General features: G+C 38.7%; 19 protein-coding genes. 17 read left to right on the forward strand and 2 right to left on the reverse strand.

Features of this window, described 5'->3' with window-relative positions:
- From HLX49_RS08835 to HLX49_RS08850, 4 genes are all read left to right on the forward strand, one after another.
- Entirely contained in the window at positions 1–792 is a 792-nt protein-coding gene (locus HLX49_RS08835) for a PTS mannose/fructose/sorbose/N-acetylgalactosamine transporter subunit IIC (protein WP_296361332.1), read from the forward strand.
- A gap of 1 nt (position 793) precedes the next feature.
- The gene (locus tag HLX49_RS08840; protein ID WP_077702165.1) at positions 794–1,600 is read left to right on the forward strand and encodes a PTS system mannose/fructose/sorbose family transporter subunit IID; all 807 of its coding nucleotides are present in this window, start codon (positions 794–796) and stop codon (positions 1,598–1,600) included.
- A gap of 546 nt (positions 1,601–2,146) precedes the next feature.
- Positions 2,147–3,313: a TraB/GumN family protein gene (locus HLX49_RS08845; RefSeq protein ID WP_077702166.1), complete on the forward strand. Its 1,167-nt coding sequence runs from the start codon at positions 2,147–2,149 to the stop codon at positions 3,311–3,313.
- A gap of 256 nt (positions 3,314–3,569) precedes the next feature.
- Complete coding sequence (locus tag HLX49_RS08850) at positions 3,570–5,024, forward strand: DASS family sodium-coupled anion symporter (RefSeq protein WP_296361340.1); 1,455 nt, start codon at positions 3,570–3,572, stop codon at positions 5,022–5,024.
- A gap of 351 nt (positions 5,025–5,375) precedes the next feature.
- Here the strand turns inward: HLX49_RS08850 and HLX49_RS08855 are convergent, their stop codons facing one another.
- Together HLX49_RS08855 and dcuS are read right to left on the reverse strand one after the other, a co-directional pair.
- Entirely contained in the window at positions 5,376–6,092 is a 717-nt protein-coding gene (locus tag HLX49_RS08855; protein WP_077702168.1) for a response regulator, read from the reverse strand.
- Complete coding sequence (gene dcuS / locus HLX49_RS08860; RefSeq protein WP_296361343.1) at positions 6,064–7,710, reverse strand: DcuS/MalK family sensor histidine kinase; 1,647 nt, start codon at positions 7,708–7,710, stop codon at positions 6,064–6,066. The genes HLX49_RS08855 and dcuS overlap by 29 nt, the downstream gene beginning before the upstream one ends.
- Positions 7,711–8,211: 501 nt before the next feature.
- Here dcuS and HLX49_RS08865 point away from each other — a divergent pair.
- The 13 genes from HLX49_RS08865 (at position 8,212) to HLX49_RS08925 (ending at position 20,554) form a co-directional block, all read left to right on the forward strand.
- Positions 8,212–8,937, forward strand: a complete 726-nt coding sequence (locus HLX49_RS08865) for a GntR family transcriptional regulator (protein WP_296361345.1) — start codon at positions 8,212–8,214, stop codon at positions 8,935–8,937.
- A 682-nt stretch (positions 8,938–9,619) separates the two neighbouring features.
- Positions 9,620–10,042 (forward strand): phosphonate C-P lyase system protein PhnG, encoded by a 423-nt coding sequence (gene phnG / locus HLX49_RS08870; protein ID WP_296361347.1) that lies wholly within the window; start codon positions 9,620–9,622, stop codon positions 10,040–10,042.
- Between the two features lie 131 nt (positions 10,043–10,173).
- Positions 10,174–10,773 carry a phosphonate C-P lyase system protein PhnH gene (gene phnH / locus HLX49_RS08875; RefSeq protein ID WP_077702173.1) on the forward strand — a complete coding sequence of 200 codons (600 nt, stop codon included), beginning with the start codon at positions 10,174–10,176 and terminating at the stop codon, positions 10,771–10,773.
- Positions 10,774–11,892 carry a carbon-phosphorus lyase complex subunit PhnI gene (locus HLX49_RS08880; protein WP_077702174.1) on the forward strand — a complete coding sequence of 373 codons (1,119 nt, stop codon included), beginning with the start codon at positions 10,774–10,776 and terminating at the stop codon, positions 11,890–11,892.
- Positions 11,882–12,748: an alpha-D-ribose 1-methylphosphonate 5-phosphate C-P-lyase PhnJ gene (locus HLX49_RS08885; RefSeq protein WP_077702175.1), complete on the forward strand. Its 867-nt coding sequence runs from the start codon at positions 11,882–11,884 to the stop codon at positions 12,746–12,748. Before HLX49_RS08880 ends, HLX49_RS08885 begins: the two co-directional genes overlap by 11 nt.
- Positions 12,741–13,580 (forward strand): ATP-binding cassette domain-containing protein, encoded by an 840-nt coding sequence (locus tag HLX49_RS08890; RefSeq protein ID WP_077702176.1) that lies wholly within the window; start codon positions 12,741–12,743, stop codon positions 13,578–13,580. The genes HLX49_RS08885 and HLX49_RS08890 overlap by 8 nt, the downstream gene beginning before the upstream one ends.
- A 13-nt stretch (positions 13,581–13,593) precedes the next feature.
- Positions 13,594–14,775: a phosphonate metabolism protein PhnM gene (gene phnM, locus HLX49_RS08895; protein ID WP_296361354.1), complete on the forward strand. Its 1,182-nt coding sequence runs from the start codon at positions 13,594–13,596 to the stop codon at positions 14,773–14,775.
- A 20-nt stretch (positions 14,776–14,795) separates the two neighbouring features.
- Positions 14,796–15,518: a phosphonate C-P lyase system protein PhnL gene (gene phnL / locus HLX49_RS08900; RefSeq protein ID WP_296361356.1), complete on the forward strand. Its 723-nt coding sequence runs from the start codon at positions 14,796–14,798 to the stop codon at positions 15,516–15,518.
- Positions 15,508–16,323, forward strand: a complete 816-nt coding sequence (locus HLX49_RS08905; RefSeq protein ID WP_077702179.1) for a PHP domain-containing protein — start codon at positions 15,508–15,510, stop codon at positions 16,321–16,323. Before phnL ends, HLX49_RS08905 begins: the two co-directional genes overlap by 11 nt.
- A gap of 490 nt (positions 16,324–16,813) precedes the next feature.
- The gene (locus HLX49_RS08910; RefSeq protein WP_077702180.1) at positions 16,814–17,857 is read left to right on the forward strand and encodes a PhnD/SsuA/transferrin family substrate-binding protein; all 1,044 of its coding nucleotides are present in this window, start codon (positions 16,814–16,816) and stop codon (positions 17,855–17,857) included.
- Positions 17,858–18,134: 277 nt separating this feature from the next.
- Positions 18,135–18,899: a phosphonate ABC transporter ATP-binding protein gene (gene phnC / locus HLX49_RS08915; RefSeq protein WP_077702181.1), complete on the forward strand. Its 765-nt coding sequence runs from the start codon at positions 18,135–18,137 to the stop codon at positions 18,897–18,899.
- A gap of 12 nt (positions 18,900–18,911) precedes the next feature.
- Entirely contained in the window at positions 18,912–19,697 is a 786-nt protein-coding gene (phnE, locus tag HLX49_RS08920; protein WP_296361360.1) for a phosphonate ABC transporter, permease protein PhnE, read from the forward strand.
- Positions 19,697–20,554: a PhnE/PtxC family ABC transporter permease gene (locus HLX49_RS08925; RefSeq protein WP_296361362.1), complete on the forward strand. Its 858-nt coding sequence runs from the start codon at positions 19,697–19,699 to the stop codon at positions 20,552–20,554. Before phnE ends, HLX49_RS08925 begins: the two co-directional genes overlap by 1 nt.
- The last annotated feature ends 181 nt before the right edge of the window (positions 20,555–20,735 follow it).

Below are 20,735 nucleotides of genomic sequence, written 5' to 3' on the forward strand. Positions count from 1 at the left end.
ATGGATCTACTATTATTAATGCAAGGATTGTTGATAGGTATATTTTGTTATTTAGGGTCTGTTTCGTCTCCTTGGTTAATGGGTGTTACTGGTGGTTATTATGTATTAGGAAGACCATTAGTAGCTGGTTTGATTATTGGTCTTATTTTAGGAGATGTTACCACCGGAATTATTCTAGGTGTAGCTGTTCAGGCTGCTTTTATAGCAACCATTAGTACAGGAGGTACACAAAATTCAGAAATAACTTATGCGGCATATGGTGGGATAGCCCTTGGTCTTTTATCAAACGCAGATACTGGCGTTGCTGTTACGTTGTCAGTCGGTATTGGAACGCTAGGGTTAATCCTGCACAATTTAATGATGATTGTAAATTCAGTGTGGAATAAAAGAACGGAAAAAGCGGCCGCTGAAGGCAATGCAACCAAGATTATATATAACAACGCCGTATATCCACAATTGTTGAACTTTGTCCTTAGGGTAGTACCTATAACACTTGCTGTTTATTTTGGACAAGGTTTTATAACAAGAGTTTTAGATATTATCCCAAAAGATGTAACTCAAATTATGACCGTGTTGGGTGGACTACTTCCTGCTTTAGGAATAGCTTTATTAATGAATCTGCTTATAAAAGAAAACAAACAATTGATTTTCTTTCTCACAGGATTTGTCATTATCGTTTTCTTTACGGATAGTATGATTGCGCTAACAGTGTTTGGTGTATTAATAGCTTATATCGTTTTCCTTAGCTTAGGTCAATCACAAATTGAAACAGATGATGATGGGGTGATATAAAATGCCGAAATTAGATAAAAAAGATTTAAAAAGAGGTTGGAGAAGCTGGGCTATGTTCCATTTATCTTCTATGAGTTTTGAAAAATTAGAAGCAAATGGTTTTGCACATTCCATGATACCAATTTTAAAGAAATTATATAAAGATGATCCAGAAGCTTATAAGCAAGCTTTGGAACGACATACGGCTTTTTACAATACCGAACCACAAGTAGGAAGTTTAGTGAATGGTGTTGTAGCATCAATTGAAGAAGAAAGGGCTAACGGCAAAGAAGTTAACGATGAGATGATTCATAGTGTCAAAACTGGATTAATGGGCCCAATTGCTGGAATGGGTGATTCGATTATTCAGGGTATTATCATTCCAATATTACTTTCTATAGGAATGGGGATTTCGGCTAATGGAAATCCGGTAGGGGTTTTTGTTTACATTGTAGGGTATCTATCTATCATTTTAACCGTATCGTATTTATTATATATGCGTGGTTATAAAATGGGAGTTCAAGCTGTTGATGAATTGTTAGGAGCCAACTCAGAAAGATTAAGAAGCGCATTCACTTTACTGGGTGTCATGGTGGTAGGTGGTTTAGCTGCCTCTTTTGTAAAATTGAATACCATTTTACAGATCCCAAATGGTGAGGAAGTATTAGAATTCCAAAAAACGCTAGATGGATTTTTCCCTAAGTTGTTACCTCTTATTGCCGTTTTGGTTTGCTGGTATTTGATCTCTAAGAGAAAATGGAGTGCAACAAAAGTACTGTTATTTTTAATCGTAATATCCATCGTTGGTGTGTTGTTGAATGTATTTTAGGACTTCTCGTTTTAAATAGGGACTCGAATCTCTTTATGTAAAAATATTTGGCTACAACTAGTCCCTTATGTCACTTTTTAATGTAGCGATGTAGCATGAAAAAGACGAATTAGTCTGTCTGTTATTTGTGAGGACTGCAAACCATTTTATACCTTTTATACAGTCCCTTATTTGGAAAAAGGTTAAAAAAATTGTTGCCTTTAGCTCTCAGTGGATATACACTTCGTTGCTAAAGACGGAAATCTTAACTTCTTCGGCAATAGTAAGTTGCTTACTTTGTACTATAAAAACCATCATGGAGGTTAAGTGTATATCCACTGTTTATTGCATATACGTAGCTAGCTAAGTTGTTTTCTGTTTTGATTTTATATTCTGTTAAATGCGACAAAAAATGTCCTTTCTCTAATAAACTGCGAATTTTAAGCATTATGATGCAAACTTTTCGAAATTTTTTGGGCTAGATCGTTTTCCCTTGAACTTCCAATAGAGGTATAATTCACGTATAATAAAATTAGTTTACATGTTGGGAGTAAAGGAAGGGAATATATGACAGAGGACAATATAACACGGATATATTTGAACAATAAGGAATATATTCTAATTGGAACGGCTCATGTTTCTAAACATAGTGCGGAACAAGTAAAAGAAGTAATTGAAGCCGAAAAACCAGATACAGTATGTGTAGAGCTTGATGAACAACGGTATCAATCCATCAAAGATGATAACAAGTGGAAAAACATGGATATATTTAAAGTGATAAAAGAGAAGAAAGCTTCTTTATTGTTAATGAATTTAGCCATCTCTTCTTTTCAAAAACGAATGGCAAAGCAGTTTGGTATTAACCCCGGTCAAGAAATGATTCAAGGGATTGATTCTGCACAAGAAGCAAATGCAGAACTTGTGTTAGCAGATCGTAATATACAAATCACCTTTGCAAGAATATGGAATAATATTGGATTAAAAGGAAAAGCGATGTTGTTAACGCAAGTGATTGCGAGCATTTTTAGTAAAGAGACAATTTCTGAGGAAGAATTAGAAAAAATGAAGCAACAAGACACGATTCATACGGTGTTGCAAGAGTTTACAGACACTTTCCCAAAGCTAAAGAAACCGCTCATCGATGAAAGAGATCAATATTTAGCTCAAAAAATTAAAGATGCACCCGGGGAAAAGGTCGTTGCTGTGCTTGGTGCCGCTCATGTGCCGGGGATAAAGGAACAAATACAAAAGGATCATAATTTAAATAAACTACGAGAGTTGCCTCCAAAATCAAAACTGCCTAAAATTATCGGTTGGTCAATCCCGATCCTTATTTTGGCAATTATTGCGTATACGTTTTATGCTAATCCACAAGCTGGTTGGGAACAAACAGTAAGCTGGGTCATTTGGAATGGCGGATTATCAGCATTCGGTGCATTAATTGCGTTAGGGCATCCGCTTACTATTTTAACGGCATTACTCGTTGCTCCGATCACTTCTTTAAACCCATTACTTGCAGCGGGATGGTTTGCTGGCTTCGTGCAAGCATATGTAAGAAGACCGCATGTTCGTGATTTTGAGAATTTATCTGAAGATGTATTTACGGTTAAGGGGTTTTGGCGCAATAAAGTGACGAGGGTGTTACTTATTGTAGTACTAGCAAATCTCGGTAGCTCTTTAGGTACATTTATTGGTGGTGTTGACGTCATTCGTGTGTTTTTGGAAAATTTATAACTATAGCTCTTACCTAAAAGTACGTTTAGCTGAATGATTATTAATTAAGATTCAGTCAATATAGCAAGGATTATAATAGTGTTCCTAATAACCTAACAGTGAGTTTATGTTGCTGTTAGGTTATTTGCGCTAGATAAAAGTTTGAATAGAATGTGAATTACGTAACTAATTAAAGTGTTTCGCAACAAATGTCATCGCTTACATGTGGGTGAAATGTCTTACAATAAAGGTGAGAAAGAAGAAGGGAGAGGGTATTATGAACCGGAAAAATTGGATTGGTATTGGTTTAGCTTTTCTTGTCTTATTTATTATTTTATTATTACCAAACCCTGATTCACTTCCACTTGTCGGGCAAAGGGTGCTTGCAGTTTTGACGTTTGCGGTCGTTTTGTGGGTGACAGAAGCAGTGCCTTATCCGGTAAGTGCAGTAATGATTATCAGTTGGTTAGCTATCTTAGTTGGCCTATCTCCTACCATTGAAGACCCCACCATCATGTACGGGACAAAAGAAGCATTAGGAATGGCAATTGGAGGTTTTAGCTCAACAGCTGTAGGGCTGGTTGCAGGAGCTCTATTTTTGGCGGCTGCTATGGAGATTACAGGACTACACAAGAGAATTGCGTTGTTTATTATGTCAAAAATAGGCACGAAACCAAACCGTTTAGTAATGGGAACGATTACTGTAAGCTTTGTACTTGCACTATTTGTTCCAAGTGCGACAGCGCGAGCAGGTACCATTATTCCAATATTATTAGGAATCGTTGCCGCATTTGGTTTAACAAAGCAGAGTAAGCTTGCGGCATTATTAGTTATTACTGCTGTTCAGTCCATTTCCATCTGGAATGTTGGAATTAAAACAGCTGCTGCGCAAAATATGGTAGCGTTAGGATTTATGCAATCGGAATTTGGTATGGATGTAGCTTGGGGGAAATGGTTCATGTATGCTGCTCCATGGTCAATATTGATGTCTGTCATGTTGTTTTTCGTCATGACAAAGCTGATCAAACCAGAAGAAACGAACCTTGCTGGTGGCGATAGCATTCAATCTCAGCTTCAAGCGTTAGGGAAAATGAAGCCAAATGAGTGGCGATTAATATCTATTTCCGTTGCATTGTTGTTCTTATGGTCTACGGAAGGCATCTTTCATCCGCTGGATTCCACCACAGTTACCATTATTGCTGTTGCGATCATGCTACTTCCTAAAGTAGGTATCTTTACGTGGAAAGAAGTGCAAGCAAAGATTCCTTGGGGAACGTTGGTCGTATTCGCAACCGGAATATCACTCGGAATGGTGTTATTAAGTACAGAAGCAGCTACATGGTTATCTTCTAACACATTTGAAGCAATGGGGTTAGCTGGCATGTCAATTGTAGCTATTGTAGCTATCTTAGCATTATTTAATATTCTCATTCATTTAGGATTTGCGAGTGCAACCAGTTTGGCATCTGCGTTAATCCCGATTGTTATTGCGCTAGTAACAGGCATGGAATCGACATCATTCAATGGACCTGGACTTGTGCTCATCATGCAATTCGTAATTAGTTTCGGTTTCTTACTTCCTGTGAACGCACCACAAAATATGCTTGCATATGGAACAGAAACATTTACAGCAAAACAATTATTAAAATCTGGTATACCAATAACGGTAATCGGTTATCTTTTCATTATCTTATTTAGTGCAACGTATTGGCAATGGGTTGGATTATTGTAAAGAATAGGAAGTGTTTCTGAAGGTGTAACGAACCGGTATATTTCACGTAACTATAGGAAAGTATAATAGTTTAAAGGTTTGTAGTATAAGAAAAACAAAGTCTTTCGCCACAAGACTTTGTTTTCCTGCTAAAATAAACCTCCAACAGAAATCCTATGCTTGCGTAACATGTTTAGCCTAAGCTCAGCTCCAACAGTTTACAATACTTGAAGGGATCGTTCTCCTTCATTTATTGAAGGATTCAATTTTGTTGCTTAGCTTTGGTGTCCTCGTATTATACGAAGGGGGTGTTTTAGTTTTATCCTCATCTTATGTTGCTTTATTACAGGATTGTTCTCTTATGATATAAACTTATTCTAAGTATGTTGCAATCAAAGCTTGTCGATGTGGCAAGCATTTATACATGGTTAATGGTCGTCCGACATTGCCATAGGAAATATATGATGTAATAACATGTTGCTGTTTCAAAAAAGATAGATATTTACGGATAGAAATTCGTGACATGCCAATTTTATTAGCTAATTGTTCGGTTGAAAATCCTTTATCGCCAAAATTTTGCGTACAATCCCATATTTGCGACAGCGTTTCTGGAGCTAACCCTTTTGGTAACGCAGGCTGTTCAATATCTCTTTCAGGCAAATCCCCTCCAAGTAATTGATCTAATTCCGATTGGCTCAGTTGCTTTTTTTCTTTTACGATTCGTTGTTTTTCTTGATAGCTTAAGAGCGCATGCTGAAATCGCTCAAACTGAAAAGGTTTAATAATGTAATCAGACACCCCATTTTGTAAAGCATACTGAATGCTATCCGTATCCGATGCTGCTGAAATGATAATCACATCAATGCCTTTTTCATATTTACGAATATAGCTCAATAATTCAAGCCCTGTTTGTTGCGGCATATAAATATCGAGCAAAATGAGATCTATCGGTTGCTGTTTAATAAAGTCCCTCGCTTCAGCTACAGATGTGACCTGCCCTTCAAGGTGAAACCCTTCTATTTGTTTTAAGTACATAGCGTTAATATGAGATACCATAGCATCATCTTCTACGATTAGTACGTTGATCATTGTCATCCCCCACCATTGGTATTGCTAGTGTAATGTTAAATACAGTTCCGTTTCCTGCCGTAGTTGAAACGTTTATCTTGCCTTGAAGTTTTTGCACAGTTTGATATGTAAGAAACAGTCCATAGCCTCGATCCCCTCCTTTCGTGGAAAACTTTTTATCAAAAAGATTGTCGAGATGATCCTTTGCTATTCCTGGTCCATTATCTTCTATTTTAATATGAATGGTTTGATCTATGGAATAAAGGAAAAGTTTAACGGTTTTATGTTTGTTATTGGATGCTAAAACAGCTTCAAAACCATTTTCGATTAAACTTCCTAAAATAGTAATTAATTCATGGATGATTGGTGCAGTAAATTCCTTTTTTAGAAAGCTGCTTTCTTCCAATTCAAAGGTGATATTACTTTCTCTAGCTTTACTCATTTTTCCGATTAAAAAGCCTGCTAATGCTGGATGTTTCAATCGTTGCGAAATATAGCCAACTTCTTCATCAAATTGATCTACCATACTAGGAATCATCGTTTCTAATTCTTTATATTCTTTTAAATGAAGCATGCCTAAAATAACATGTAATTTGTTCTTGAATTCATGGGATTGCGCTCGTAAAGCCTCTGTATAGTTTTTAATTCCTACCATCTCATCCAATAGTTTCTGCACCTCTGTTTTATCCCGAAAAGTAGCGATGCCGCCAACGATTTTGTCGTCAATATAAATGGGAGAGCAGTTTAATAATATTTTTTTTCCGTAAAAGAGGGCTTCTCCATTCTCGGAAGCTATTCCTGTCTGAATGGTCTGTTGCAATGTAGGCATGTAATTTCTTACAGGTCGACCGATTAATTCCAATTCTTTTGTTAACGCCATAAGTTTTAACGCTTGTTGGTTAACGCGTGTAATTTCACCAGACTGATTGACTACTAAAATCCCTTCTTTGACAGACTCTAACATCGTGTCACGTTCCTTCGTTAACTGAGCAATTTCTACAGGTTCCATTCCGAACAATATTTTTTTAACGTATTTACTAATGAAGTAGGCGCCAATTACACCGAGCAGGAGTTGGAAAATAGCTCCTAATAAAATCATGCGCTGCCCTTCTTCAATTTGATCTTCCACTTTATCCATTGATAATCCGGCTACAACTACGCCAATTTGTTTGTTTTGTTCATTCTTAATTGGCGTAAACACACGCATACCTAGCCCGAGCGGTCCCTTTTCAATGGAAGTATATTCTTTTCCTCCAAGTGAAGATTTAGCGTCTTCTCGGTTGTAAAAAGATTTTCCAACTTCAGACGGAATAGGGTGGGATAAGCGAATTAGATTCATATCTAGAACGACAAGAAAACCGATATTTGATAACGCTTTTAATTCATTCGCATATTCCTGAATGTTAGCTCGTTGCTTTTCGTTTTGCAAACCCTCTATCACAAGGTCAGACTGTGCAACGAGGCGGGATATAGTGTATAACCTTTGGGAAATCGTATCTTTTGTATTTTCTGTGATATACTTACTAAAAAACCCGTTCATGATAATGACAGACAATGAAACAATGAAAATAATTAACAATGTAATCGAGGTTTGCAGCTTCATGGCTCTGCCTTGTTTGATGGGAGATCGTTTTTTCATTCGTTTTCCCTCGCAGTAAAATGGCTCTTTTCATCATTATATAGGACTTTATATGCAGTGGCACATGAATTGATTTTATCCTGTAAGGTACCTTCAGCATGTCGAAGAAAGAAACAGTAGCTAATACCTTTGTGCAAAGATAAGAAAGTATAAAATTTGTTGCTTTGGGATACGGATTCAACGAAATAGCCACGTCTGGCTCCAGCGCCCAGCAACTAGGCGACTTCACGAAATCGCCCTAAGCTAAGTCATCATCGGTTCGTTCTAAATAGGAAGGCCGACTAAAGACGGGCTTGCCGGAGCATGATACCTAAAACTTTCGTTGATTCGTTCCAGTCGCTACGTTGCTAAACGGGCGCCCCGAGCCTTTGTTCGTTGCCTAACAATGAATGTGGAAGAACAAGGGTTCCGCTAATGGAAAGAGTCGATTCAAAACATAATGAACGAGACAACATGACAGGATTACAAATATGTTGATATAGTTGGTAGGGAGGTATTTACATGCCGATAGATAAAGAAACGCAAATTATTGACGATATAATGGAGAAAATTATTACGAAGGCGATGAAGCCTGGTGAAAAGCTTCTATCAGAAAATAAACTTGCAGATCAGTATAACGTGCCACGCATTACTGCTAGAAATGCATTAACAACATTGGAGGCTCGTGGATATATTTATTCTGTGCAAGGTAAGGGGCGTTTTTTAAAAGAAACTGCCAAACCAATTCAATTACATTTGACAGGAAACAGCAGTTTTACCGAAAAGATGCAGCGTGCTGGTTATCGATTGACAACGAAAAATATGTATTGCACAAAAATCAGCTATGATAGTAAAGTGTACGACGCGTTACGGGCTAGCAGGGAAGCAGAGATTTATAAAATTGGGCGACTTCGATTAATTGATGACGAACCGATAGCTATTCATCAATCATACGTTAATCAGCAGCAATTTCCAAACATTGCTCAAGAAGGACCGCAAATATTATCCATGTTTGCTTACTATCGGCAATTGGGATATGAAGCATTTACAAGTAAGCAGTCTTTATTAAGTATTACGTTTCCAACTTCCTATGAACAAAAATTGTTTTCATGCGGTAGTATGGTCCCTCTTATTGTACTAGAAACCGATTGCATTGATGTACAAACACAAAAAGTATTGGAATATACGAAAATACTGTATCGTAGTGATAAATTTAAATATGATATTACAATGAATGAAAGTCGGTGAGGCATGTTAGAGGGGCCTTATCGACTTTTTAGTTGTCTAGGAAATTATAAAATTTTGCAGCTGTAGATAAACTTACTAAGTTATTTAGCCACGTCCGGCTCCAGCGCCAATCAACTAGGCGACTTTACTCCATTGCCCTACGATAAGTCATCATCGGTTCGTTCTAAATAGGAAGGCCGACTAAAGACGGGCTTGCCGGAGCATGATACCTAAAACTTTAGTTGATTCGTTCCACTCGCTACGTTGCTAACCGGGCGCCCCGAGCCTTTGTTCCACTATAAGAAAGTATAAAAGTTTAAAGGTTTATAGTATAAGAAAAACTATGCCATTCGCCATAAGACTTGGCGACAAGCCAAGTTTTTCTAATTTGGTTATAGGGTTTACTGGAAAACAGTTGAAGTTCATAAAAAATTCGCTTAAGTTTACAATTTTACTTAGCTCTAGGTAAGCACATGTGCGTAATAGTACGCTTTCATCTCAATTTGCCCCTACTCTAATAAATTGGAAATGCCTAACTGAACAAGTCTAAGTGGACGATAACAGCAGTTAAATCGTCAACAAGTCGTTTATTAAATGGTATCGCCTTTCAATTATAAACCACCCTTTACAAATACTTTACGATATCTTAAAACACAGCAACTTGGCAACAAGTTAATATGAACTTGTAAAGGAGGTTATCTGAATGAGAAGGCGAAGAAGATCAGAGATTCTTGTGCAAGCAAATCCCAACCTGGCGGCAAGTCTGGCAAACGATATTAAGCAGACGTATACCTACAAGGAAATCGTTGTCCCAAGACATGGATTAACAATGGTGAAAATGCGGGAAAGCGCACAGAAATCCTTATTCTATATAGGTGAAGTACTCGTTACGGAAGCAAAAGTAGAAATTCAAGGGGAAATCGGCATCGGCATTATACAAGGTATGCACGATGAGGTAGCAACTCAATTAGCTATTATTGATGCAGCTTACAATGCACAGTTACCTGAAACGCTGTCTTGGACGGACACTTTAGAGGCCGCTGAAGCAGAAATAAACCGTAAAAAAATAAGACAACAAGCAGAATTAATGGAAACCAAAGTAAACTTTGAAACGATGGATGTTTAACATTTTCTTGGCATGATCAAGAAATGTAGATAAAGTTTTTCTGAAAAATACACGAGCAATAGAGAATGCAACCTATGGCAAGGAATTGTTTGTTAAAAATGTTAAAAATATAAGAGCAGGAGAGAGATTGTATGCCGATAGATCAAGTTCATGACTTACAAAAGGTGTATCGCAAATTATTAGATCGTATGGCTCGTCCAGGAAAGCTAGCTAATTTACAAGCTTTTCAAGAGAAAGTGGACTATGAGGTAGCGTGTTATGATGCAACGTTGCTCATTGCGATGACGTTATTGGATGGAGAAGTGTCATTTCATGTGATTTCTGAGAATAAGCAGCTCGTCGAAGAAAAAATCGCTGCCTATACTTTAGCCAGACATGCATCTATGGAAGAAGCCGATTTTATTATTGTGTTACAGGACGCTACCGAGGCTTCCATTATTGAAGGAATGGCTACTTGTAAAACAGGGAATTTAGTTGATCCGCAGTATTCTGCTACATGGGTAATGGAAAGTCAAACGCCGTTGTCTAATCAGCCGCAACTACTATTAACAGGTCCTGGAATTCAGAGGCAAACAGATTTACATACAAGTTTCGTGCCAAGCATTTGGCAAGCTAGGAGTGAAGCAGTGCAAGAATATCCTTTAGGCATCGATCTTATGTTCACGGATGACATCATGCAGATTGCTTGTGTTCCTAGGACAACAACGGTTTCTGTACAGGAGGTGGAGTAGATGGGTTATGTAGCGGTCAAAGGTGGAACAAAGGCAATTGAAGCTTCTATTGAAAGGTTAACGTACGATCGTTTACAAGAAAGAGAAGTTGTTGAAGTGAAAACGATCATGGCAACAATGCGTGCCCTTGTCGATCAGGTAATGTCAGAAAGTAGCTTGTATTCTCCATTTCTTGCAGCGCTAGCTATTAAGCAAGCAGAAGGTAGTATGGAAGAGGCTGTATTCATTATGCGCGCACATCGTTCAACATTACCGAGACTGCATTATAGTAAGATTGTAGAATCCGAGTCTATGTGCGTAGAACGCCGTATTTCCGCCAGTTTTAAGGACATTCCTGGTGGGCAAATATTAGGCTCTACGACAGACTACACGCACCGTTTACTTGACTTTTCGTTAGCTTCAGAAACAAAGCTAGGAATTGATCAATGGATGAAAAACTATTTGGATAAACTGGAGCAAGTAGTATCTCCACACGATGAAGTATTGTTTTTTCCGAAAGTAGTCAATTATTTACGCCAAGAGGGACTATTTGGAGGTCATGAATTAGATGATACACCTCCGACGGATATTACAAAAGAAAACCTATCTTTTCCAGCTTCGCGCAGTGCTCGATTACAAACATTAACACGTGGGCAAACAGGTGCCGTGACAGCTCTTGGGTATGCCTCTTTACGCGGATACGGTCAGGTGCATCCAACGGTCGGTGAAGTCCGTGTTGGCATGCTTCCGATCTATGTCGGGCATCCGAATGAGCCTGAACAGACAGAGGAAGATAGCTATTATATTGGTGAAATCAAAGTTTCCGAAGTCGAATCGTTTGTCCCTGTCTCTGTCAAAAATGAACAAAATGAAGAGGAACTTGATTTTGAAATTGGTTACGGGGTTTGTTACGGACAAAATGAAACAAAAGCAATTGCGATGAGTATTCTTGACCAATGTTTAGAGCACCCTGAAGCTAGTTTCCCGACACATGATGAAGAGTTCGTTCTATTACATATCGATTCGGTAGAAGCAACAGGGTTCATATCGCATTTGAAACTCCCACATTATGTCACTTTCCAATCGAAGCTGGATAGTGTACGTGAGGTTAAAAGAAAGGGAGAGAGTGATGAAGAATAAAACACATTTTGCGTTTTTTGATGAAGGGTCAAAGAAGGAAATTCGCCGCACGACGTTAAAAGCAGTCGCGATCCCTGGCTATCAAGTCCCATTCGCTTCAAGAGAAATGCCAATTGCAAGAGGTTGGGGAACAGGTGGATTACAGTTAACGTTATCGTTAATTGGTAGAGAAGATAGTTTAAAAGTAATTGACCAAGGTGCAGATGAGTCAGTGAATGCCGTTAGTATAAAAAAGTTAGTCCAACAAACTACCGGTGTGGAACTAACCGACCAGACAGAGGACGCTTCCTTAATCCAATCCAGACATCGGATTCCAGAAGTTCCACTAACCGAGGAGCAAATTTTAGTATTACAAGTCCCAACGCCAGAACCGTTACGTGATGTAGAAGCTAGTGAGTATGTAACCAAACGATTACATGCAGAAGAAGAATATAGCGGCGCGTGGCTCTTATTATTTGAGCAAATTATGAAATACGGTAAAACAGCAACAGGTGCCGATCATCCTGTCTATGTAAATGGACGCTACGTGATGGCGCCAAGTCCCATCCCAAGGTTCGATAATCCGAAAATGCATACATCGAAAGCTTTGATTTTGTTAGGGGCAGGAAGAGAGAAGAAAATCTATGCTGTGCCACCTTATACGGATGTAGCGTCACTTGCTTTTGAAGATTATCCGTTTACCGTGGAAACATTTTCAGATCAGGCATGTCATTTATGCGGTGCAAATGATGTGTTCCTTGATGAATTGGTCGATGAAACAACAGGAAAAGCTTATTATCAGTGTAATGATACGAGCTACTGTATAGATAGATTGAACAGCCAAGAGCAAGTGGAGGTGGAACATCATCATGCATGAAGAACCAATATTGCAAGTTCGGAACTTAAATAAACAGTTTGGTAACGGGTGTACCCATTGTCGTAATAAAGTAGACCGACAGTTGGAGAAAAATTATTGCCCTATTTGTGGAACAGTTTATGCATGTCAGGATGTATCTTTGGACTTGTTTCCAGGAGAAATACTTGGCATTGTTGGCGAAAGTGGTAGTGGGAAATCAACAATGATGCAATGCCTTTACTTTGATGCGCCCGTTACTTCTGGGGAAGCTTTTATCTATAATGGCGAATTAAATGGGCAAAATGTCTTTCAATTATCCCCACAGAAGCAACGGTATATTCGTAATCATAAATACGGAATGGTCTATCAAAATCCAGTCAATGGGTTGAAGATGAACTTTTCTTCAATTGGAAATATTGCCGAAAAACTGATTGCAGCGGGAAATCGTCATGTCTCATCCATGGAAAGTACGGGAAACAAACTGCTTGAACATGTGCAAATTCCGTTGTTTCGCTCGAAGGAAGAGCCGCAAAACTTTTCTGGAGGAATGCAACAGCGGGTGCAAATAGCAAAAGCATTATCGAATAATCCGCCGATTCTATTTTTAGATGAAGTAACGACAGGGCTTGATTTGTCTGTACAGGCAAATGTGCTTGATTTGATTAAACAGATTCAGAGAGAGTGGGGAATTAGTATGATTGTCGTTTCCCATGATCTGGCTGTTATTCGGATGCTAGCAGATCGAACGATGGTGATGCTGAATGGTTCCGTCATTGAAGAAGGGTTAACGGATCAAATCTTAGAAGATCCACAACATGCTTATACGCAACGTTTAGTTTACTCGTTATTATAGGAGGTCACCTATTGTGTATGTCATTCATAATGGAAACGTCATTACCGAAGAAACAATCTTGGAAAATTATGCCGTCGTGGTAGAAGGGGATATGATTCAAGCGATCATTCCTGAAGCAGAAGTCGATAACTACGCCCATGCTGAAAAAGTAAATGCCAATGGGGGTTTTATTTCTCCAGGATTTATTGATATTCATTCCGATTATATTGAAAGTCTTGCTTCGCCAAGGCCGACCAGTATGATGGATTTTAATATTAGTTTAAGAGAAGCAGAGAAGATTTTGGTTGGGCATGGTATTACAACGATGTTCCATTCGCTATCGTTTTATAGAGAAGATGCGTTTGACCATAAACCCATCCGACAGCCTGAAAATGTCCAACGCATGGTAGATGCCATTGCAAACACGCATCATGAACTACATTTAATCCGTCATCGCCTACATGCGCGGTTTGAAATTGACAATATTATGGAAGTCGATCAGTTAATCCGCAATATGGAAGCAAATAAGGTCCACTTGCTATCGTTTATGGATCATACACCTGGGCAAGGACAATACCGTGATTTAGAAGTGTATAGGGAAACATTGCAAGGCTATCGTGATTTATCTGACGAGGCTGTACAGACCATTATTCAAGAACGACAAAACGTCGAGTGTATGACCATTGAACGCATGCAGGAGGTTGCCAAGTTGGCTATTTCCAAAGGGATAGCAGTGGCTTCACATGATGATGATAATGTGGATAAGCTACATCTTGTGCAATCATTTGGCACAACGATTAGCGAATTTCCAATTACGATGGAAATTGCGAAAAAGGCGAAGAAACTGGGACTGAAGACAATAGCTGGTGCTCCTAACGTATTACTTGGCGGTTCGCATTCCGGCAATTTGTCAGCTGCTGAAGCAATTAAAGAAGATTGTATTGATATTTTATGCAGCGATTATTACCCGGCAGCCTTACTGCACGCTATCTTTTCTTTAAGTGATAACGACGGAAATGATTTGCATGACATGTTTATGAAAGTAACGTTGAATCCTGCTAAAGCTGTACGAATGGATAATGAAATTGGTTCCATTAAACCGGGGAAAAAAGCAGATATGCTAGTGATTGAACGAATGGATGATGGTTATCCAATGTTAACAGCGACGATGGTAAACGGCGCCTTAATCACGACAACAAATTATCGAATGAATTAATGTAAAGGAGGCTTTTGGCAATGGCAATGCTGCAAGTAAAAGATTTTGGCAAACGATTTACAATTCATCACTTGGGAAAAACGAGGCAAGCAGTGGAACATATTCATTTTTCACTGGAGCAGGGAGAATTTCTTGGGATTGTTGGTAAAAGTGGTAGTGGTAAGTCAACGATCTTAAAAAGCATCTATCGTACTTACCGTCCTGATGAGGGAAGCATAATTTATGATTCGGCACGCTATGGGTTCATTGATTTAACGAATGCAACAGAGCGAGAAATTCTTTACTTACGTAAGCATGAAATCGGCTATGTGTCGCAATTTTTAAATGTAATGCCACGGACAACATCAAGGGAGCTTGTGGAGAAAGCACTGTTGGAAATGGGAGCAACAGAACAGGCAGCTAAAATAGAAGCAGAAAAGGCGTTAACGCATTTTGAGCTAGATCCCAAACTTTGGGACCATTATCCAAATACATTTTCTGGTGGAGAAAAGCTGCGGCTGAATATTGCCATGGCAACCGTGAAGAAGCCTCGCTTGTTATTACTTGATGAGCCAACAGCCAGTTTGGATCAGCAATCGAAAATAAAAGTACGTGAAATCATTGAAAAATTGAAAGCAAGTGGAACGACGTTAGTTGGTATTTTTCACGACATCCAATTTATGGATGGCTTATGTGATCATGTGTTTGATATGCAATTCAGTCAAGATAAATCTGTGAAAGAAGGCGTTATTCATGAAAGCTGACCTGCATGTGCATAGCACGTATTCCGATGGCTCGGATCACGTAGAAAGGGTGTTGGAGCAGGCAGCGAAAAATGGCGTTTCGCAAATGAGCTTTGTGGATCACGATAGCATCGATGGTTTAAACGAAAAACAAGCTTTAGGGAATACATATGGCATTGAAGTCATTCCCGGAATTGAAATCTCAGCCTATGATTTTAAACGAGATCGTAAAGTGCATATCCTTGGCTATGATTTTTACCAAGATGCCAAGAACATGGAAGCACTCTGTAAAACGGTGCGCAATAGAAGGCAGGCGCATACACTTTGGCAAATCGAGCAGATAAATCAACAGGCATATCAAATTGACCCGCAAACCGTGATCAAAATAGCACGACCGAGTAGAACGATTTACAAGCAGCATGTGATGCAGCAAATCACATCAGCCGCTTATGAATCTGAGCCTTATCAAGCGTTATACCGCAAACTTTTTAAAGGGGAAGGTCCAGCATCTGGTGATATCGAATATGTAGACGCGTTTCTTGCTGTAGAAGCAATTGTAGCTGACGGTGGTATCGCTGTTGTTGCCCATCCTGGGCAACTCGATTCTTATGAGCTTATCCCCGAACTTGTCGAGGTTGGCTTGGGCGGTATTGAACGCAATCATCCTGATCACACAGCAGAAGACCACCAACGCATTGAACATTTAGCGCACACATATGATTTGATCATGACTGGCGGGACGGACTATCATGGTAGTTTTGGCATGCCGATAGAGGTAGGGGAAATTACAAGTCCTTCTTTTCTGAGTCGTACGTTAATAGATTGACTTTCTTCAAAAAGAGCAAGAAATGACCCATATGTTTGGTGGTTTGTTTTAAACGAAAAAGAAAAGCTGGCTTATCGCTGAGACTTTATGACGAGGCAGTCGTTTATCCCGATATAAGCTGCTGTAAGCCTTCCATTTCAAGAATTGGAGATGTGAGCGCTGAACAAGTCTAAGTGGGAGTAACAGGGCCTAAATTATTAATTCATTCAGAGGCTTTTAGGTCATACCCTTGCTTTGCTAGCCAAACAATGGGGGAAAAGGAAGTCTCGCTGATTGATATTTTACTTTATCTTATAATGTAAATAATATTAATTTATTAAATTTTATGTAAATATATTGTAAATATAAACTCTATTCAGTCAAGTTATGTTTTAATAGTAGAGGAAAAGAAGGCAAGCTACCCATTAGGGAGGGAATATTCACTTATTCGTGCATACGAAATCGAAAAATTGCTTTATCAACTAATCTATGAATAAGAAGGAGCGTTAACATGAAAAAGACGTTAACTAGATTTGGTGTTTTGCTTTTATTAGCTATATTTGCTGTTGGTTGTTCGGAAGGAAACGCTAGTACGGAAGAGGGAAAAGCAGAAGTAGATAATGTGATTGATGTTGTATGGTATCCAAATGAGTCAGGAGAAGATTTGAAATCCTCTCGTGATGAAATTGGCAAAGTAATTGCTGATGCTACTGGAAAAGAAGTAGAGCACCACTTAACAACAGATTATGCGATTGCAATTGAGACGTTAGTGAATAATAACGCGGATGTAGCATTCATGGGTGCACAAGGTTATATTGAAGCGAATGAAAATAACGATGCAGTGCAGCCTATCGTCGTTCCAACTGGTCCTTCTGGTACGTTAGACGATGCTGTTTACCATAGCTGGTTAGCTGTTAATGTGGATGATCAAGAAAATTATAAACAAGATGGTGAATATTCTCTAGATACAATAGCAGATAAGAAATTTTCTTTCGTTTCTAACAGCTCCACTTCTGGTTTTAAAGTACCATCAGCTGGGATTCTTTCCCACTTCACAGAGCAAGAGGAGTACAAAGATTTAACCGAAGAAGATTTAATGGAAGGTGGCCCTCTATTCTCACAAGTACTGTTTGGTAACTCCCACCAAGGTTCGGCAGTCAATTTATTAGATGGGAATGCCGATGTAGCAGCGTTTTGTGATACATGTGTAGAAAACTATGTAGAAGTAGCTGAAGGAGAAGAAAATGAAGTCGGCTCTATTTATAAAGTGAAAGACGACGCAGAACAACCTTTTAATAAAGTAGTAGGAAAAGAATTTACGTTAATGAGTGTAACACCAGTGCTTAATGCGCCATTTGCCGCAAATATGGATACATTAGGTGAAGAAGATTTTAAAAAGCTTCAAGAAGCATTGACCTCCGATGAAGTTGCGAGTAATGAAGGTATTTTTGTTCCAGAAGACGCTGAGCAATCGGCATTATTCTTTAAAACAGATAAAGAACGCTTTGCACCAGCAGAAGATGATTGGTTTGACCCTATTCGTGAACTTCAATAAGCAAGTCTTTAATCAAGTGGGGGGGGGTTATGCTTATCCCCCACTGATTGTTAGTATACCAAGGGCATAACTTAACAACCTCTTACAAAAAAAGAGGATGTAGATGCTGTTGCCTCACTTATACGCATCTTTACACAATAGGAATGTTGAAAATTTTAGGGTCGTATAAGAGCATAATTTCGGTCTAAGACGTGACGATAAGCCAAGTTTTTCTAAACATGTTTAGCAAAAAGAAGCGGAGGGATTCTCTGCTCACATTATAGGAGGGAGCCTATTCATGGCACTTTTACAAATTGCAAGACTAAGTAAGTCGTACGATAACGAGACGAAGGTATTAAAAGATATTTCTTTTACCGTAAAAGCTGGAGAATTTGTTTCTATTATCGGTCCATCTGGTGCAGGGAAATCTACTTTATTACGTTGTGTGAATCAAATGGTACCTATTAGTAGCGGGGAAGTGATCTTTGATAATGCTCCTGTGACACAATTGAACAAACGTGCACTACGCCAATTGCGTACAAACATTGGAATGGTGTTTCAACATTATAATTTAGTTCCACGTTTAACAGTAATTGAAAATGTGCTGCATGGACGCTTAGGCTATAAGACGACTTTGCAAGGCATAATGAGCCGTTTTACAGAAAAAGAAAAAGAGCAAGCTTTTTATCTGCTTCGCAAGCTTGGCATTGAAGAACATGCGTATAAGCGTTGTGATCAGTTAAGTGGAGGACAGCAGCAACGAGTTGGCATTGCCCGTGCATTGATTCAAGGTCCGAAACTTGTCCTTTGTGATGAGCCGATTGCGTCACTTGATCCAAACTCTTCTAAAATTATTATGGATCATTTAAAGTCCATTACTTCCGAGCTAGGCATCACTTGTCTTGTCAATTTGCATCAAGTGGAAGTCGCACAACAATATTCAGATCGCATTATCGGTCTAAATCAGGGAGAAGTTGTATTTGATGGAACCAATTATCAGCTGACCGAGGAGAAAACGAATCGTATTTATGGAACGGAAATGCGAGAATTAATAACAGTGTGAGGGGAAATGGTCGTGAGTGAAAAGGTAATGCAAAAACGAAAATGGCAAATGACGATGGCATTAATCATTATTATTGCCATTACGTATTTATCTGCAGCAATAACGAAATTTAATTTCATAGATGGATTAGCAGCTTTTCCAGAAGCAATTGGTTGGATGTTTTCGAATTTACTTATAACGCAAGAATCATTAGAGAAGCTACCGACTATTTTAGATAAGCTTGTGGAGACCATTTTCATGTCAATTGCAGCAACGACAACGGCTGCAGTTGTTTCCATTTTCCTTGGTATTATGGGATCAAAAACAACGAGCATCAATGGCTTTTTAAGTACATTTGCCCGCTTTATCGCTTCCGTATCACGTAATATTCCTGTTGTTGCTTGGGCGCTTATTTTATTACTTTCCTTTGGTCAAAATTCGTTAACAGGATATTTAGCGTTATTTGTAGGAACAGTTGGATTTTTAACGAGAGCTTTTATTGAGTCCATTGATGAAGCAAGTCATAGTGCGGTGGAGGCTTTAACAGCTACAGGTGCCACTTATTTTCATATTGTAAATAAGGCCGTCATCCCACAAAGCTTACCGCAAATGATCAGTTGGATATTATTTATGATTGAAACAAATATTCGTAGTGCCACCTTAGTAGGTATTTTAACAGGAACAGGTATTGGCTATACATTTGATATGTATTATAAATCGATGAATTACAATGTAGTTGCTCTCGTTACCTTTAGCATTGTAATCGCCGTAATTATCATTGAGTTGATGTCAAACTATATACGGAAGGTGATTATGTAATGGAAACAGTAGCGAACCCTACGTATATAAAGCGAAAGAGAAATGGACGTATTTCTATTAAAGCTGGAAGTAAATCGGAACGCGTTATCCGTCTGACAATGATGTTGCTTTTTGTTTTAACCGTTGCTGCATTTCTGCTTTTTGATTACACAGGGTTGGAGTTATGGACCGCCATTGTAGAAACGGGACAAAACTTAAAAGTGATGTTTTTTGAACCAGCGCTAAATCATTTTACTTGGGCAGAAGCGCTTTATCAAGTTGGGGTTACCCTTGGTCTTGCTGTTTTGTCTACGATTATTGGTGCTGTTATTGCGTTCTTTTTAGCGCTTATGGCTGCAACTAATTTATCGAAGGAATGGGTGACGAAGGTTGTTCGTGTTATTGTCGCCTTTATTCGAGCGGTTCCAACTGTATTATGGGTACTTATTTTCGCCATTGCTGCTGGACTCGGAAGTGAAGCTGCCGTTTTAGGAATGTTGTTTCATTCCATTGCGTATCTTGTAAAAGCTTTTTCAGAGGCGTTTGAAGAAGTGGATAAAGGTATTTTAGAAGCATTAAGAGCGACAGGTTCAAGCTGGTGGCATGTTGTAATACACGGCATTATGCCTTCCACGTTTACATATATATTATCTTGGACTTTCCTCCGCTTTGAAATCAATTTTGCTGTCGCAGTTGCTATGGGAGCTGCTGCCGGAGCTGGCGGTATCGGCTTTGAATTATTTATGGCTTCAGGATTCTATTTTGATCTTAGCGAAGTTGGATTTATTACATACGCTATCCTGATCATTGCGATTATTTTAGAAGTGTTTTCCACACAATTAAAAAATCGCTATTTCCCATCTAGCGTAAGGAAGTAACTATTTTTTACCGACGGAGGCCTTCCGTCGGTTTTTTAATTGTCTAGGAAATTACACTAGCGTTGCATAAACTTTTTATAAAGTAGTCAAGAAAAAACAACTTGTGTCAATACTAAGAATAATAGGAATTATCAATACAAAAACGCATAAAAAAACCTTATAATAAGGGAATGGTAGTCCT

Source organism: Virgibacillus sp. (genome assembly GCF_013393565.1).
GTDB classification, from domain to species: Bacteria; Bacillota; Bacilli; order Bacillales; family Amphibacillaceae; genus Virgibacillus; species Virgibacillus dokdonensis.

What these genes read in the sequence shown, in the direction of transcription:
- HLX49_RS08905 (WP_077702179.1), top strand. Translation starts at nt 15,508, where the DNA reads ATGAAAGCTGACCTGCATGTGCATAGCACGTATTCCGATGGCTCGGAT.
- HLX49_RS08890 (WP_077702176.1), top strand. Translation starts at nt 12,741, where the DNA reads ATGCATGAAGAACCAATATTGCAAGTTCGGAACTTAAATAAACAGTTT.
- HLX49_RS08835 (WP_296361332.1), top strand. Translation starts at nt 1, where the DNA reads ATGGATCTACTATTATTAATGCAAGGATTGTTGATAGGTATATTTTGT.
- phnL (WP_296361356.1), top strand. Translation starts at nt 14,796, where the DNA reads ATGGCAATGCTGCAAGTAAAAGATTTTGGCAAACGATTTACAATTCAT.
- HLX49_RS08855 (WP_077702168.1), bottom strand. Translation starts at nt 6,092, where the DNA reads ATGATCAACGTACTAATCGTAGAAGATGATGCTATGGTATCTCATATT.
- dcuS (WP_296361343.1), bottom strand. Translation starts at nt 7,710, where the DNA reads ATGAAAAAACGATCTCCCATCAAACAAGGCAGAGCCATGAAGCTGCAA.
- HLX49_RS08910 (WP_077702180.1), top strand. Translation starts at nt 16,814, where the DNA reads ATGAAAAAGACGTTAACTAGATTTGGTGTTTTGCTTTTATTAGCTATA.
- HLX49_RS08865 (WP_296361345.1), top strand. Translation starts at nt 8,212, where the DNA reads ATGCCGATAGATAAAGAAACGCAAATTATTGACGATATAATGGAGAAA.
- phnH (WP_077702173.1), top strand. Translation starts at nt 10,174, where the DNA reads ATGCCGATAGATCAAGTTCATGACTTACAAAAGGTGTATCGCAAATTA.
- phnG (WP_296361347.1), top strand. Translation starts at nt 9,620, where the DNA reads ATGAGAAGGCGAAGAAGATCAGAGATTCTTGTGCAAGCAAATCCCAAC.
- HLX49_RS08850 (WP_296361340.1), top strand. Translation starts at nt 3,570, where the DNA reads ATGAACCGGAAAAATTGGATTGGTATTGGTTTAGCTTTTCTTGTCTTA.
- phnC (WP_077702181.1), top strand. Translation starts at nt 18,135, where the DNA reads ATGGCACTTTTACAAATTGCAAGACTAAGTAAGTCGTACGATAACGAG.
- HLX49_RS08845 (WP_077702166.1), top strand. Translation starts at nt 2,147, where the DNA reads ATGACAGAGGACAATATAACACGGATATATTTGAACAATAAGGAATAT.
- HLX49_RS08925 (WP_296361362.1), top strand. Translation starts at nt 19,697, where the DNA reads ATGGAAACAGTAGCGAACCCTACGTATATAAAGCGAAAGAGAAATGGA.
- HLX49_RS08840 (WP_077702165.1), top strand. Translation starts at nt 794, where the DNA reads ATGCCGAAATTAGATAAAAAAGATTTAAAAAGAGGTTGGAGAAGCTGG.
- HLX49_RS08880 (WP_077702174.1), top strand. Translation starts at nt 10,774, where the DNA reads ATGGGTTATGTAGCGGTCAAAGGTGGAACAAAGGCAATTGAAGCTTCT.
- HLX49_RS08885 (WP_077702175.1), top strand. Translation starts at nt 11,882, where the DNA reads ATGAAGAATAAAACACATTTTGCGTTTTTTGATGAAGGGTCAAAGAAG.